A 16,314-nucleotide genomic window follows, 5' to 3' on the forward strand; every position below is an offset into this window, starting at 1 on the left:
AGCGTGCATAGGCAGATTTTACCTGATATAGGATAAAATTACACTCAGGGAGGACATATTAAATGTTAAACGACATCGAAATTGCACAGCAGGCAGAGATGAAGAATATAAAGGAGGTTGCGGCAAAGCTTGACATCAAAGAAGATGATATCGAGATGTATGGCAAATATAAAGCAAAGTTGTCAGATGAGCTTATCGCTTCCGTACAGAAAAATGAGAATGGTAAGCTGATCTTAGTTACAGCGATCAATCCGACTCCGGCAGGAGAAGGAAAAACAACGATCACAGTCGGACTTGGTGAAGCTATGGGAAGACTGAATAAGAAAGCGGTTATCGCACTTCGTGAACCATCACTTGGTCCGTGCTTTGGTATCAAGGGCGGTGCTGCCGGCGGCGGATATGCACAGGTAGTACCGATGGAGGATCTGAATCTTCATTTTACGGGTGATTTCCATGCGATCACATCTGCAAACAATCTGCTTGCAGCAATGATGGATAACCATATTCATCAGGGAAATGCACTCGGCATTGATGTGAACCGTATTGTATTTAAAAGATGTATGGATATGAATGACCGTGCACTGCGTCATACTGTGATCGGACTTGGAAAGCGTGTAGACGGTGTACCGAGAGAAGATGGCTTTGTGATCACAGTTGCATCAGAGATCATGGCGATCCTTTGTCTGGCAGCGGATTTCAATGATTTGAAGGAAAGACTTGGTAGGATCATTGTTGCATATAATTATCAGAACGAGCCTGTAACAGCAAAGGATCTGAAAGCGGTTGGTGCTATGGCTGCACTATTAAAGGATGCGATCAAGCCGAATATGATCCAGACGTTGGAGCATACACCTGCACTTGTGCATGGTGGACCATTTGCAAATATCGCACATGGCTGTAACAGTGTAATCGCAACAAAGACAGCATTAAAGCTGGCAGACTATGTAATTACAGAGGCTGGATTCGGAGCAGATCTTGGTGCAGAGAAGTTCTTTGATATCAAGTGCCGTATGAACGGACTGAAGCCGGATGCAGTTGTTCTGGTTGCGACCGTAAAGGCATTGAAGTACAACGGCGGTGTACCGAAGACAGAGCTTGGTCAGGAGAATCTGGAAGCATTAAAGAAAGGTATCGTAAACCTTGAAAAGCACATCGAGAATCTTCAGAAGTATCAGGTTCCTGTTGTCGTTACTTTAAACCGTTTCATCACAGACACAGATGCGGAACTTGCGTTTGTGGAGAAATTCTGTAAGGACAGAAACTGTGATTTCGCTCTTGCAAATGTATGGGAAAAAGGCGGCGAAGGCGGTATCGAGCTTGCAAATGCAGTATTAAATACACTTGAGAACAAAAAGAGTGATTTTAAAGTTTTATATAAAGATGAGTTGTCAATTAAAGAAAAGATCTCATGCATTGCAACAGAGATTTATGGTGCAGCAAATGTAACATACAGTCCGGAAGCAGATCGTGCGATCGCTAAGATTGAAGAAATGGGATTTGGAAACTTCCCTGTATGTATGGCAAAGAATCAGTATTCACTTTCGGATGATCCGAAGAAGCTTGGAAGACCGGAAGGATTTGATATTAATATCCGTGAAGTATATGTCAGTGCAGGTGCCGGCTTTGTGGTTGCAATCACAGGAACAATCATGACAATGCCTGGTCTGCCTAAGGTACCGGCCGCTGAAAATATCAGTGTAAATGATGACGGTGTAATCTGCGGATTATTCTAAGGAGGAATAAATTGAATATGGTTCAACTGATTGATGGAAAAGCAATATCAAAACAGATAAAAGATGAATTAAAGGAACAGGTAGCAGAGCTTTCGGCAAAAGGTATAAAGATTTGTCTGGCAGTTATTCAGGTAGGGAATGATCCGGCATCTTCCGTATATGTCGGCAATAAGAAAAAGGCATGTGCTTATATCGGTATTGATTCTTTGTCTTATGAGCTTCCGGAAGAGACAACGGAGAAAGAACTGTTAGAGCTGATCGATAAATTGAATAAGGACGATGCTGTAAATGGAATTCTGGTACAGCTTCCGGTTCCAAAACATATCGATGAGGACAAGATCATCAAAGCAATCTCACCATTAAAGGATGTTGATGGCTTCCATCCGATGAGCGTCGGAGCATTAAGTATCGGTCAGCCTGGATTTGTATCCTGCACACCGGCTGGTGTGATCCAGCTCTTAAAGCGTTCCGGAATCGAGATCGCAGGAAAAGAATGTGTTGTGATTGGCAGAAGCAATATCGTAGGCAAGCCTATGGCAATGCTGTTATTACGCGAGAATGGAACGGTTACGATCTGTCATTCAAAGACAAAGGATCTGAAAGAGGTATGTAAGCGCGCAGATATTCTTGTAGTTGCGATCGGCAGACCGAAGATGATCGATGCATCCTATATCAAAGAGGGTGCAACAGTGATCGATGTCGGAATACACAGAGACGAGAATAACAAATTATGTGGTGACGTTGATTTTGAATCAGCAAGCAAAGTTGCAGGAGCAATTACACCTGTACCGGGCGGAGTTGGTCCTATGACGATCGCAATGCTTATGCATAACTGTGTAGATTCGATCAATATAAAATAACCTGAGGAAAGAACATATATGAAAGTATTGATGGTATCATTGGGCTGCGATAAGAACCTTGTGGACAGTGAGGTAATGCTCGGACTTCTGCATAAGGCAGGACATGAGATCACAAATGATGAACATGAGGCAGAGGCAGTTGTTATCAATACCTGTGCATTTATCAAAGATGCGCAGGAAGAAAGTATTAATACGATAATAGAATACGGAGAGCTGAAGAAGACAGGATCATTAAAGAAGCTGATCGTTACCGGCTGCCTGTCACAGCGATATAAAGATGATATCCTTGCAGAACTGCCGGAGATTGATACAATTGTCGGAGCTGCAAATTATGACGCGATCGTGGATGCAATCGGATCTGAAGAAGAACATTCCTTTGTTACAGATATCAATTATATGCCGGAGGCAGTTGGTGGACGTATCGTTACAACCGGAGCTTCAATGGCATATTTAAAGATCGCAGAAGGCTGTGGCAAGATGTGTACTTATTGTGCGATTCCATATATCAGAGGAAAGTACAGAAGTATTCCGATGGAACAGCTTCTGGCATCTGCAAAAGAGCTTGCTGCACAGGGAGTAAAAGAACTGATCCTTGTTGCACAGGAAACAACACTCTATGGAGTGGATCTGTATGGTGAAAAGACACTTCCGAAATTATTACATGAACTCTGCAAGATCGAGGAAATCCAGTGGATACGTTTGATGTACTGCTATCCGGAGGAGATCACAGACGAGCTGATCGATACGATCGCGGAGGAAGAAAAAGTCTGTCATTATCTTGATATACCGATTCAGCATTCAGAAGATCCTGTATTGCGACGCATGGGAAGACGTACCTGTAAAAAGGATATTGTAGAATTGATCGCAAAGCTTCGGATCCGGATTCCTGATATTGCGATCCGTACAACGCTGATCGCAGGATTTCCCGGTGAAACAGAAGCGGATCATGAAGCGCTTATGGAGTTTGTGAATGAGTCGGAATTTGACCGCCTGGGTGTGTTTACATATTCACCGGAGGAAGGGACTCCGGCAGCATCATTTCCTAATCAGATTGAAAATGAGGTTGCAGAAAAATGGCGGGATGATATAATGGCATTGCAGCAGGAAGTATCATACGACAAGAATCAGGAGCTGCTTGGCAAGAGTCTTACAGTACTGATCGAAGGCTATGTTGCAGAAGACGATGTATATGTCGGAAGAACTTATCGGGATGCGCCCGATGTAGATGGTATGGTATTTGTTGATGCACCGTATGAGCTGATGTCCGGCACCTTTGTACAGGTTCGGATCACAGATGCAAATGAATATGATCTGACAGGGGAGATGATAGAATGAATTTACCAAACAAATTAACAATATTGAGAGTTATAATGATTCCATTTTTTGTTGTGTTTATGTATCTTGATTTTGCAGCAGCCAAATGGATTGCGCTTGGTATCTTTATCGCTGCAGCGATCACGGATACATTAGATGGACAGATCGCAAGAAGATGTAATCTGGTCACAACATTTGGAAAATTCATGGATCCGTTAGCAGACAAGCTTCTGGTATGTTCTGCAATGATCGCACTGGTCGATCAGGGACGGATTCCTGCATGGATCGTTATTATCATCATTGCGAGAGAATTTATCATTAGCGGATTCCGGCTGATTGCAGCAGAAAAGGGTGTTGTTATTGCGGCTGGTATCTGGGGCAAATTAAAGACTGTTGTCCAGATGGTCATGGTTTGTTTCCTGATCGGTAATCTTGGTGGAAAAGTGATATTTGTAATCGAACAGGTGCTGATCTACGCTGCACTTGTATTAACGGTCATTTCACTGATCGATTATCTGGTATCAAACAAAAATGTCCTGAAGGATTAATATAAAGTTAAAAGCTGTATAGTTATGAACAACTAACCACAAAATAGACAATTATGGGGAAAATGGGGTATTTTCTGACAATTACTTCCACTTTCCCCTTTTGTTTTTTAAGTAAAAATAGCAGGGATGTTCGATTGTTAAAAAGTGCTGAAAAAACTGTGTCGTAATGATAATTTTACTTGAAATAAATTCGTAAAGGCTTTACAATAAAATCGGCATAAATTTGGAATTACTTTTATGTAACTCCTAAAAATAAATTTAATGGAGGACTAGAAATGAGCAACAAACTCACCCTGTCAGCAAGCGATAGAATTAATGCATTGCTTGATGACGCAAGCTTTGTTGAAATCGGTGCTTATGTGAAAGCAAGAAATACTGATTTTAACATTCAGGATAAGGATACTCCAAAAGATGGTGTTATCACCGGATATGGTGTTATCAATGGCAATTTAGTGTATGTATACAGTCAGGACGCTAAAGTTTTAGGCGGTTCTGTTGGTGAGATGCATGCTAAGAAGATTGCAAAAATTTATGATATGGCTATGAAGATGGGTGCACCTGTCATCGGTATGATCGACTGTGCAGGACTCAGACTTCAGGAAGCTACAGATGCACTGAATGCATTTGGTGAAGTATATGGCAAGCAGGTTATGGCTTCAGGTGTTATTCCTCAGATCACAGCTGTTTTTGGTGCATGTGGCGGCGGTGCTTCCCTTGTTCCATCATTATCAGACTTCACTTTCATGACAAAGGAAGGTGCAAAGTTATTTGTAAATTCTCCAAACGCTTTAGCAGAGAACAATATTACAAAGTTAGATACTTCCGCAGCTGATTATGTAAGTGAGAATACAGCAAATGTAGATGGTGTATTTGAGACAGAAGAAGAATTACTTGGTATGATCCGTGCATTGGTTGAGGTTCTTCCAAGCTGTAATCTGGACGACAAGGAAGCTTCTGCAAATGACAATCCAAACAGAATTATCCCAAATCTTGATTCTTACAAGAACGATCCAAGAGCAGTGATCCAGAATATTGCCGATGATTCTCTTGTGCTTGAGATGAAGAAGGAATATGCAGGAGATGTTGTTACAGCTCTGATCCGTATGGATGGTATCACAGTTGGATGTGTTGGTAATCAGGAAGATACGATCACAACAGCGGGTGCATATAAAGCAGAAGAATTTGTAGATTTCTGTGATGCATTTAACATTCCTGTTCTTACACTTGTAAATGTAACAGGTTTTGCTGCAACAGTTGAAGAAGAGAAGACCATCTCAAAGGCTCTTGCAAAACTTACAAATGCATATGCAGATGCAACAGTTCCAAAGGTTACGGTTGTTATGGACAAGGCCTATGGAACAGCATATACGGTTATGAACTCCAAGGCAATCGGAGCTGATATGGTATATGCATGGCCGGATGCAGTGATCGGTACTATGGATCCTGAGATGGCAGTTAAGATCATGTATGAAGATGAACTTGCAGCAGCAGACGACAAGCTTGCCTTCATCAAGGAGAAGAAAGCAGAATATGTTGCAGCTCTTTCAGGAGCAGCTTCGGCAGCATCCAGAGGATATATCGATGATATCATCGAGCCTGATGCTACAAGAAAGAGAGTGATCGCAGCGATCCAGATGCTCCTTTCAAAGGAAGAGATGAGACCTTATAAGAAACACGGTACTATATAAAAGGAGTGACAACTAAATGAAGAAAAAATTATTATTAATAGTTTCTATGTTAGCTGTTACTTTTATGTTTGCCGGATGTAGTGCTTCTGATGATAACGGAGTAAAATTTGCTTATAACGATCAGGAGATCGCTCAGGTAGCAAAAGATGCCTGTGAGACATATCAGAAATATGCAAGCGCAGATGAGACCTATAACTATGTTATAGAAGCAGGCGAGGATGCAGGGGTTTCTGAAAATGAGATAGAAGCAGTCAAGTCATTCCGTAATATCGGTGATGAGTGCGGTGAGTTTAAAGATTTTACAGGTGAATACAAGATTACAGAGACAGAAGGAAATGTAATCGTTACTCTTTATGCTGACTGTACAGAAAAAGAAGCGTTGATCAAGGTAACATTTGTAGACAACAGTGCAACATATAACTTACAGAGATATCAGTTAATGAATCAGTATGGTTACAGTGAAGAGCAGGCTGATGAAGCCCTTTCTTCACAGGGTATGTACCCATATAAGTCAACTGATGTTGAGATTGCAGCAAACATGACATTTGAAGATAAGATGAAGGCAGCCGGAACCAACACCCTGATCGGTATGGCAACTGTATTCGTTGTTCTTATCTTTATATCATTTATCATCTATCTGTTAAAATTTGTTCCCGGCTTCTTTGATAAAGAAGCAAAAGCAGCCAAGAAGGCAGCTAAAAAAGCAGAAGAAGCAGCTAAGGCAGAGCCTGTTGCTGAGACAAAGGAAGAAGATGCAGGATCTGCACCGGCAGGACAGATTGTTGACATCGTTAAGACAGAAACAGGTGAAAGCGTAATGAATGATTCTGAACTGGTTGCAGTTATCACAGCCGCAGTTGCTGCTGCATCAGCAGGACAGAATGCATATACAACGTATCCAAGCAAAGATAAGCTTGTGACACGTCCGATCAGACGTATTAAGAGATAATAATAGGAGGATATATCGATGAAGAATTATAGAATTACAGTAAATGGTACATCATATGATGTTTCAGTTGAAGAATTAGCAGGTGGCGTTGCCCCTGTAGCAGCACCAGTTGCAGCAGCTCCTGTAGCAGCACCGGCACCAGCGGCAGCACCGGCACCAGCACCGGCAGCTAAGTCAGCAGGCGCAGGTTCCATTAAGGTTGCTTCTCCGATGCCTGGCAAGATCCTTGATGTTAAGGCAAATGTTGGTGATGCAGTTAAGAAGGGACAGGTTATTCTGATCCTTGAAGCTATGAAGATGGAAAACGAAGTTGTTGCTCCGGAAGATGGTACAGTAGCAAGCATCGACGTTGCATCAGGTGCAACTGTTGAAGCAGGAGATACATTAGCAACTCTGAACTAATGCTGTACTTGTATAAATCTGATAGGAGGAACGACTAAATGAGTAGTATAGTTGACGTATTGTCAAATTTAGCAAATCAGACAGGTTTTGCAAGTCTTGACTGGAAAAATTACGTTATGATCCTTGTAGCGTTCGTTTTCATGTTCCTTGCAATTAAGTTTGGTTTTGAGCCACTTCTTCTGGTACCAATCTCATTTGGTATGTTACTTGTTAACATGTTTCCAGATATAATGGCAGAAGGCGGATTATTACATTACTTCTACATGTTGGATGAATGGAGTATTCTTCCTTCACTGATCTTCATGGGTGTAGGTGCCATGACAGATTTTGGCCCGTTGATCGCAAACCCTGCAAGCTTTCTTCTTGGAGCTGCAGCACAGTTCGGTATCTACGGCGCATATTTCCTTGCTTTCCTGATGGGATTCAATGGTAAGGAAGCAGCAGCTATTTCTATTATCGGTGGTGCAGATGGTCCTACATCTATCTTCCTTGCCGGTAAACTTGGAATGGGTGGTACATTACTTGGACCAATCGCAGTAGCAGCATATTCTTATATGTCACTGGTTCCGATCATCCAGCCACCTATTATGAAAGCACTTACAACAAAGAAAGAGCGTCTGGTCAGAATGCCACAGCTTCGTCCTGTAACCAAGCTGGAAAAGATCCTTTTCCCAATTATCGTTACAGTCGTAGTTGTTCTGATCCTTCCTACAACAGCACCACTGGTTGGTATGCTGATGTTAGGTAACCTGTTCCGTGAGTGTGGTGTTGTAAAACAGCTTACAGAGACAGCATCCAATGCTATGATGTATATCGTAGTTATCTTACTTGGTACATCTGTTGGTGCAAGTACAAGTGCAGAAGCTTTCTTAAAGATCAGTACTTTAAAGATCGTATTACTTGGTCTGATCGCATTTGCATTCGGTACAGCAGCCGGTGTATTATTTGGTAAGTTAATGTGCCTGGTAACAAAGGGTAAGGTTAATCCGCTGATCGGTTCAGCCGGTGTATCTGCCGTACCTATGGCAGCCAGAGTTTCTCAGAAGGTAGGTTCCCAGTATGATCCTACGAACTTCCTTCTGATGAATGCAATGGGACCAAATGTTGCAGGTGTTATCGGTACAGCAGTTGCAGCAGGAACATTCCTTGCAATCTTTAATGTACAGTAATGATCATAATCATATGAGAATATATTCAGGAGGTTCGAAATGGCAGAAAAGAAACCGGTTAAGATTACCGAAACTGTATTACGTGATGCGCATCAGTCACTGATCGCTACCCGTATGACAACAGAACAGATGCTTCCAATCATCGATAAGATGGATAAGGTTGGATATCATTCTGTTGAGTGCTGGGGTGGTGCTACATTCGATGCATGTCTCAGATTCCTTAAGGAAGATCCATGGGAGAGACTTAGAAAATTAAGAGATGGTTTTAAGAATACAAAGCTTCAGATGTTATTCAGAGGCCAGAACATTCTTGGTTACCGTCATTATGCAGATGATGTGGTTGAGTATTTTGTTCAGAAGTCAATCGCAAATGGTATTGATATTATCAGAATTTTCGACTGCTTAAATGATATCAGAAACCTTGAAACTGCTGTTAAGGCATGTAATAAGGAAAAAGGTCATGCACAGGTTGCACTTTCCTATACATTAGGTGATGCTTATACACTTGATTACTGGAAAGATATGGCTAAGAGAATTGAGGATATGGGTGCAGATTCTATCTGTATCAAGGATATGGCAGGTCTTCTTGTTCCATATAAGGCAACCGAGCTTGTTCAGGCATTAAAGGAAGGTTCTTCCCTTCCAATCCAGCTTCATACACATTATACATCAGGTGTTGCTTCCATGACATATATGAAGGCTGTTGAAGCAGGATGTGATATCATCGATACAGCAATTTCACCATTAGCACTTGGTACAAGCCAGCCTGCAACAGAAGTTATGGCTAAGACATTTGAAGGCACACCATATGATCCTGGATTTGATCAGAACCTTCTCGCTGAGATCGCTGATTACTTCAGACCATTAAGAGAAGAGTGGATTAAGTCCGGCCTTCTGAATCCAAAGGTTCTTGGTGTTAATGTTAAGACATTATTATATCAGGTACCGGGTGGTATGTTATCAAACCTTGTATCACAGTTAAAGGAAATGAACGCAGAAGATAAGTTCGAACAGGTTCTGGAAGAAGTCCCTAGAGTTCGTAAAGACTTCGGTGAACCACCTCTTGTTACTCCATCCAGCCAGATCGTTGGTACTCAGGCTGTATTAAATGTTGTTACAGGCGAGAGATACAAGATGTGTACAAAAGAGGCAAAAGCACTGGTTGCCGGCGAGTATGGTCAGTCTGTAAAGCCTGTTGATCCGGAAGTTAGAAAGAAAGTAATCGGTGATCAGGAGCCTATCACATGTCGTCCTGCTGATCTTCTTGAAAACGAGCTTGGTAAGATCGAGAAGGAAATGATTCAGTACAAGGAACAGGATGAAGATGTATTAACATATGCATTGTTCCCACAGGTTGCTGTTGATTTCTTCAAGTTAAGAGAAGCAAAGAAGACAAAGGTTGATGCAACACTTGTAAACAAAGAGGATAAGGCATATCCGGTATAAGATTATAAAGTGTTATGTCGTTTGAAAAATGGCATATGCAGGTATACTATGGGAAGAGCAGACTGGTGGTATCCGGTCTGTATCTTCCCATGTTTATATCATGAATTTTGTTATCTGTCAGATATAGCAGAGGCAGGGGATTGTTTTGAGTAGAGGTCTAGGGAAATATCATGAATAAGAAGAAATATGTGAACCGAAATTATCTTACAACAACAAGAATTATAGCATTGGGCTTTCTTATCACAGTTATTGTAGGAACGATATTATTATCATTGCCGATTGCATCTGCAAACGGAACATGGACAGATCTCCTGACGGCTGCGTTTACATCGACGACATCCGTATGTGTGACAGGGCTGGTGGTTGTCGATACATTTTCCTATTGGAGTTTGTTTGGTAAAGGTGTGATATTAATTTTGATCCAGATCGGCGGACTCGGAATCGTTTCGATCATCACACTGTTTATGTTGTTATTCAGAATGAAGATAACCTTGAAAAGTACAATGCTGTTGCAGGATGCATTTAATCTGAACAGTAAGCAAGGACTTTTGAAGTTTACGATAAAAGTAATAAAGGGAACGTTTCTGATCGAAGGAATTGGAGCATTTATTTACAGTTTTTATTATTGCAGAGAATACGGATTATTAAAGGGAATCTGGTTTTCAGTATTTCATGCCGTTTCAGCATTTTGTAATGCCGGTCTCGACATTATGGGTGCGGACAGTTTGATTCCTTACCATTCCAATCTTTTGATGATGCTGAATACTTCTTTTCTGATCATTATGGGTGGAATCGGATTTATTGTATGGTGGGATACGGTTGAAGCGTTTCGAAGAATCCGTACAAAGAAATGCAGTATCCGGTCGGCATGGAATGGTGTTCATTTACAGACGAAGATCGCAATTTTTATGACATTGCTGTTATTGATCGGTGGTACAGTTGTTATCTATTTCCTTGAACGCTCTAATCCGGACACTCTTGGTAATTTATCCGAAAAAGACCGGATATTAAATGCTTTTTTTCAGTCGGTAACACTTCGTACGGCAGGATTTGCGGCTGTACCACAGGCAGCACTTCGACCGGTAACGGCTTTCTTCGGGGCGTTACTTATGATGATCGGCGGTTCGCCGGTTGGAACAGCTGGAGGAATGAAGACCGTAACCATTGCAGTTATTTTCTTTACATTTGCTGCCATGATCAGAAATCATGAGGATACGGAGGTCTTCAAGAGAAATATTCCGGTATCCGTTGTAAAAAAAGCAGTTGCAATTGTATTCTTAAGTATGAGTACAATATTTATAATGACGATATTATTGATGGCGACCAATGATGTGAATCTGCTGGATGCCTTGTTTGAGGTTGCAAGTGCTGTCTGTACAGTTGGATTATCCAGAAATCTGACGCCTGTTTTGAATACGGCAGGACAGATCATCATTATGATCTGTATGTATATCGGACGAGTTGGACCGATATCTATGGTGGTAGCATTTAATACACAGAACGGAAAACATCGGCTTCTTCATTATCCGGAAGAAGATGTGATCGTTGGATAAGGAGGAAAGTATGAAAAAATCATTTGCGGTAGTAGGGCTTGGGCGATTTGGAACAAATGTTGCCCTCACTTTGATGGAATCCGGTGCGCAGGTTCTGGCGATCGACAGTAATCCTGAATGTGTGAAGCGGATTTCATCACAGGTTACCTGTGCGGTGACGATCAATGTATGCGAGACAGAGAGTCTGAAAGAAGCAGGACTTGAGAATATGGATGGTGTTGTAGTTGCAATGGGTGATAATCTGGAAGCCAGTGCAATGACGATCATAACAGCAAAAGAACTGGGTGTTCCATATATTCTTGCTAAATCGAATAACGATGAAGCAGCAAAGATCCTGTCCAAGATCGGAGCGGATAAAGTTATCTATCCGGAAAAGGATGCCGGAATTAATGTTGCAAAAAAGCTCTTATGTAGCAATTTTCTGGAATTCTTTGAGATTTCGGATAACATCAATGTAGCAGAGATCTCGGTTCGACCGGAATGGGTCGGCAAGACATTAAAAGAACTTGATTTCAGAAGAAGTTATAATATGAATATCATTCTGGTAAAGGAAGACGGACGTTCGATTGACCATATCACCCCGGAGCTACAGTTAAAAGAAAGCTACAGACTGTTAGTGACTATATCGAATGAAGGTTTAAAGAGGATGATGCAATGAAAAAAATAATAGTAGTCGGTGGTGGTGCGGCCGGCATGATGGCTGCGATCACAGCTGCGGAAAATGGCTGCGAGGTTGTATTATTTGAAAAGAATGATCGCCTTGGAAAGAAGTTATTCATTACAGGTAAGGGGAGATGCAACCTGACAAATGCAGGGGATGCAGACCGCTTTTTTCAGTCGGTGACAACAAACAGTAAATTCATGTACAGTCCGTTTTATACCTTTGATAATCAGATGACGATTGATTTCTTTGAGAAACTTGGACTAAAGACAAAGGTAGAACGCGGAGATCGTGTATTTCCGGTCAGCGATCATTCATCTGACGTGATCGGAGTATTAAAAACGAAATTAAACCGAAATCAGGAGATCATAGTAGAACTACAGACGGAAGTTCAGAAGCTTATTATAGAAGATCAGGTAGTAAAAGGCGTACAGATCAAGACGGCACATGGAAAGAAAGATGTGTATGGAGATGCAGTCGTCATAACAACCGGCGGGATATCGTATCCGCTTACCGGATCAACCGGAGACGGATATCGGTTTGCCGAGAGCGCAGGGCACACGATCAAAGAGCTTTTACCATCACTTGTTCCATTTGAATTAAAGGATGAATTCTGCAAAGAACTTATGGGACTATCGTTAAAAAATGTAGAGCTTGTGATTAAATGTGGAAAGAAGTGTCTGTTTGAAGAACAGGGAGAGCTGTTGTTTACACATTTTGGCATCAGCGGTCCTCTGGTAATAAAGGCATCGGCATATCTTCATAAATATCTGGATAAGGATTTAAGCATGTATATCGATCTGAAGCCTGCGATGACAGAAGAAATGCTGGATGATCGTATCCTTCGGGATTTTAGCAAATATGCTAATAAAGATTTTCATAATTCACTTGGTGATCTGCTTCCGGTCAAACTGATCGATGTAGTCATAAAACGTTCAGGAATCGATCCGTATAAGAAGGTGAATTCAATCACAAAGGAAGAACGAAAGAATTTAGTAACCGTACTCAAACAGTTTACACTTTCGTTCCGGGGACTTCGCGGTTTTGAAGAGGCAATCATTACAAAAGGCGGCGTCAACGTAAAGGAGGTTGTTCCGTCAACAATGCAATCAAAACTTGTAGATCATCTGTATTTTGCAGGCGAGGTTTTGGATGTAGATGCACTGACAGGTGGATTTAATCTGCAGATCGCATGGTCAACCGGATATCTGGCGGGACTTGCATGTTCAGAAGGTAGTAACTAAAGTAAATGGATAAAAGGAGAGAAAAAATGAATATAGCAATTGACGGACCTGCAGGAGCAGGGAAAAGTACAATAGCAAAATTGGTAGCAGGAAAACTCGGATATATCTATGTAGATACCGGAGCGATGTATCGTGCAGTTGCACTTGCATTATTGAATGCAAAGACAGATGTAACGGATGCAGATGCAGTGGCCGAAGAGATCGCAGGGATCGAGATCACAATCTGTTATGAAGATCATGCACAGCAGGTATATCTGAATGGCGAGAATGTAACCGGAAGTCTCAGAAAAGAAGAGGTGGGTAACATGGCATCCAGATCATCTGCAATCCCATGTGTAAGAGAAAAGCTGTTAGATCTTCAGAGAAAGCTTGCAAGAGAAAATGATGTCGTTATGGATGGACGAGATATCGGTACAAACATTCTTCCAAATGCAGAAGTAAAAATCTATCTGACCGCTTCTTCCGCAGTTCGTGCAAAGAGAAGATATGATGAACTGACAGCCAAGGGAGAAACACCGGATATCAATAAAATCGAAACAGACATTATCACAAGGGACAAACAAGACATGGAACGTCCGATTGCACCACTGAAGCAGGCAGAGGATGCTGTATATCTTGACAGTTCAGATATGAGTATCGATGAGGTTGTAGCTAAGATCATCAGCATTGCAGAAAAATAAAACCGGAGTATGGACAAAATATGGAAATTATATTAGCAAAGTCGGCAGGATTCTGTTTTGGTGTACAGCGAGCCGTTGATACAGCGTATAAAGAAGCAGGGAAACAGCATGTATATACTTATGGTCCGATCATTCATAATGAAGAAGTGATCGAAGACCTGAGAAAAAAAGGAATATTGGTGATCGATGATCTTGCCGAACTTGATCAGCAGAAAGATGCAACGGTTATTATCCGGTCACATGGAGTATCGAAAGATGTTATGGATCAGTTGGAAGCCAGACATGTCAACGTGGTAGATGCGACCTGCCCGTTTGTAAAAAAAATCCATACGATCGCACAGGATGAGAGCAAAAAAGGAAACCGTATTATCATAGTTGGTAACAGGGATCATCCGGAAGTCGAGGGTATTATTGGCTGGTGTGAGACGAAAGCATATACGGTACAGAGCGTTTCAGAGGCAGAAGATTTGGTGAAAAATATAGAAAATGAGCCGAATTTTGAGCAAATTAACTTTAGTTTAGTATCACAGACCACCTTTAATAAGAATAAATTTAAAGATATTGTTGATATTATTCGAAAAAAATTGTATAATGTGTTTGTTCATGAGACAATCTGTAATGCAACGGCAGTTCGACAGACGGAAGCAAGGAACATTGCAAAGACTGTAGATGCCATGATCGTTATAGGTGGTCGAAATAGTTCTAATACTCAGAAGCTATATGATATTAGTAAACAAGAATGTGAGAATACTTACTATATACAGACACTCGTTGATTTGGATTTGACTACTTTTGAATCCGTTAGTAGGGTAGGTATTACTGCGGGGGCATCTACCCCAAATTATATTATTAAGGAGGTTCATAGTAGCATGGCAGAGTTAAGTTTTGAACAGATGTTAGAAAATGATGAAAGCAAGGCGTCAATCAGACAGGGAGAGATTATCGATGGAACAATTATCGGTGTTAAGCCGGATGAGATCGTAGTTGATATCAAGTATAAGTCAGATGGTATCATTACCAGAAATGAATATACAAATACTCCAAACGCTGATTTAACAGAGTTGGTAAAAGTTGGGGATCCAATCACTGTTAAGGTTATCAAGACAAATGATGGCGAAGGACAGGTTGCTCTTTCATACAAGAGAGTTGCAGCAGAGAAAGTAAACGAGAAATTAGAAGAAGCATTTAATAATGGTGATATCCTTACAGGTAAGGTTGTTCAGGTTGTAAATGGTGGTTTAAATGTTCTTTACGAAGAGACAAGAATTTTCATTCCAGCAAGTCTTGTATCTGACTTATATGAAAAGAACCTTGATAAGTACTTAGACCAGGATATCGAATTCCAGCTTACAGAGTTCAATCCTAAGAAGAGAAGAATCATTGGTAACAGAAAGAAACTCATCGTTGAGAGAAAAGCTGCAGCTGCAAAAGAATTATTCGAAAAGATTGAAGTTGGCATGACAGTAGAAGGTACAGTAAAGAATGTAACAGATTTCGGTGCATTCATTGACCTCGGTGGTGCTGATGGACTTCTTCATATTTCAGAGATGTCATGGGGCAGAGTAGAAAGCCCTAAGAAGATGTTCAAGGTTGGTGACACTGTTAAGGCATTCATTAAGGACATCAATGGTGACAAGATTGCGTTAAGCTTAAAGTTTGATGAGACAAATCCATGGTTAAATGCAGAAGAGAAATATGCTGTTGGAACAGTTGTAACAGGTAAGATCGCACGTATGACTGACTTTGGTGCATTCGTTGAATTAGAGCCGGGCGTTGACGCATTACTTCATGTTTCACAGATTTCATATGATCATGTTGCAAAACCGGAAGATGTATATAAGATTGGTGATGAGATCGAAGCTAAGGTTGTTGATTTCAAACCGGAAGAGAAGAAGATCAGCCTGAGCGTAAAGGCATTACTTCCGGCTCCGGAGGAAACAGAGGAAGTTGAAGAAGCTCCTGTAGAAGAATAATCAAAGATTATTTCTTATAAAATGTAAAAATACCCACTGTTGAAATTTCATCAGTGGGTATTTTACTGTTTTATGTATATTATATTTTGCCTAT

General features: G+C 41.1%; 14 protein-coding genes. All 14 read left to right on the forward strand.

Annotated elements, in window-relative coordinates; genetic code table 11:
• Window positions 1-62 precede the first annotated feature (62 nt).
• The 14 genes from CLOL250_RS03615 to CLOL250_RS03680 all read left to right on the forward strand — a co-directional run bounded on the left by CLOL250_RS03615 (window position 63) and on the right by CLOL250_RS03680 (window position 16,220).
• A complete protein-coding gene (locus CLOL250_RS03615) occupies window positions 63-1,733 on the forward strand; it encodes a formate--tetrahydrofolate ligase (RefSeq protein WP_008400758.1) in 1,671 nt (556 codons plus the stop codon).
• Between the two features lie 17 nt (window positions 1,734-1,750).
• Window positions 1,751-2,593 carry a bifunctional methylenetetrahydrofolate dehydrogenase/methenyltetrahydrofolate cyclohydrolase FolD gene (gene folD / locus CLOL250_RS03620; RefSeq protein ID WP_008400760.1) on the forward strand — a complete coding sequence of 281 codons (843 nt, stop codon included), beginning with the start codon at window positions 1,751-1,753 and terminating at the stop codon, window positions 2,591-2,593.
• Window positions 2,594-2,611: 18 nt separating this feature from the next.
• Window positions 2,612-3,928, forward strand: coding sequence for a 30S ribosomal protein S12 methylthiotransferase RimO (gene rimO, locus CLOL250_RS03625; RefSeq protein WP_008400761.1), 1,317 nt, complete (start codon window positions 2,612-2,614; stop codon window positions 3,926-3,928).
• Window positions 3,925-4,455, forward strand: coding sequence for a CDP-diacylglycerol--glycerol-3-phosphate 3-phosphatidyltransferase (pgsA, locus tag CLOL250_RS03630; RefSeq protein WP_008400762.1), 531 nt, complete (start codon window positions 3,925-3,927; stop codon window positions 4,453-4,455). Before rimO ends, pgsA begins: the two co-directional genes overlap by 4 nt.
• Window positions 4,456-4,730: 275 nt before the next feature.
• The gene (locus CLOL250_RS03635; protein WP_008400763.1) at window positions 4,731-6,143 is read left to right on the forward strand and encodes an acyl-CoA carboxylase subunit beta; all 1,413 of its coding nucleotides are present in this window, start codon (window positions 4,731-4,733) and stop codon (window positions 6,141-6,143) included.
• A 16-nt stretch (window positions 6,144-6,159) separates the two neighbouring features.
• Window positions 6,160-7,092: an OadG family protein gene (locus CLOL250_RS03640; RefSeq protein WP_008400764.1), complete on the forward strand. Its 933-nt coding sequence runs from the start codon at window positions 6,160-6,162 to the stop codon at window positions 7,090-7,092.
• Between the two features lie 18 nt (window positions 7,093-7,110).
• Window positions 7,111-7,494, forward strand: coding sequence for a biotin/lipoyl-containing protein (locus CLOL250_RS03645; RefSeq protein ID WP_008400765.1), 384 nt, complete (start codon window positions 7,111-7,113; stop codon window positions 7,492-7,494).
• A gap of 38 nt (window positions 7,495-7,532) precedes the next feature.
• Window positions 7,533-8,663: a sodium ion-translocating decarboxylase subunit beta gene (locus tag CLOL250_RS03650; RefSeq protein WP_008400766.1), complete on the forward strand. Its 1,131-nt coding sequence runs from the start codon at window positions 7,533-7,535 to the stop codon at window positions 8,661-8,663.
• Between the two features lie 39 nt (window positions 8,664-8,702).
• Window positions 8,703-10,109 carry an oxaloacetate decarboxylase subunit alpha gene (locus CLOL250_RS03655; RefSeq protein WP_008400767.1) on the forward strand — a complete coding sequence of 469 codons (1,407 nt, stop codon included), beginning with the start codon at window positions 8,703-8,705 and terminating at the stop codon, window positions 10,107-10,109.
• 170 nt (window positions 10,110-10,279) lie between these two features.
• On the forward strand, window positions 10,280-11,662 hold the full coding sequence (locus CLOL250_RS03660) for a TrkH family potassium uptake protein (protein WP_008400769.1): 1,383 nt from the start codon (window positions 10,280-10,282) through the stop codon (window positions 11,660-11,662).
• Between the two features lie 10 nt (window positions 11,663-11,672).
• Window positions 11,673-12,320 carry a potassium channel family protein gene (locus CLOL250_RS03665; RefSeq protein WP_044944946.1) on the forward strand — a complete coding sequence of 216 codons (648 nt, stop codon included), beginning with the start codon at window positions 11,673-11,675 and terminating at the stop codon, window positions 12,318-12,320.
• Window positions 12,317-13,567, forward strand: coding sequence for an NAD(P)/FAD-dependent oxidoreductase (locus CLOL250_RS03670; RefSeq protein ID WP_008400771.1), 1,251 nt, complete (start codon window positions 12,317-12,319; stop codon window positions 13,565-13,567). The genes CLOL250_RS03665 and CLOL250_RS03670 overlap by 4 nt, the downstream gene beginning before the upstream one ends.
• Window positions 13,568-13,593: 26 nt before the next feature.
• The gene (gene cmk / locus CLOL250_RS03675) at window positions 13,594-14,247 is read left to right on the forward strand and encodes a (d)CMP kinase (protein ID WP_044944949.1); all 654 of its coding nucleotides are present in this window, start codon (window positions 13,594-13,596) and stop codon (window positions 14,245-14,247) included.
• Window positions 14,248-14,267: 20 nt separating this feature from the next.
• Window positions 14,268-16,220 (forward strand): bifunctional 4-hydroxy-3-methylbut-2-enyl diphosphate reductase/30S ribosomal protein S1, encoded by a 1,953-nt coding sequence (locus CLOL250_RS03680; protein ID WP_008400773.1) that lies wholly within the window; start codon window positions 14,268-14,270, stop codon window positions 16,218-16,220.
• Window positions 16,221-16,314 lie beyond the last annotated feature (94 nt).

This window comes from Clostridium sp. L2-50 (genome assembly GCF_000154245.1).
GTDB lineage: Bacteria > Bacillota > Clostridia > Lachnospirales > Lachnospiraceae > Coprococcus.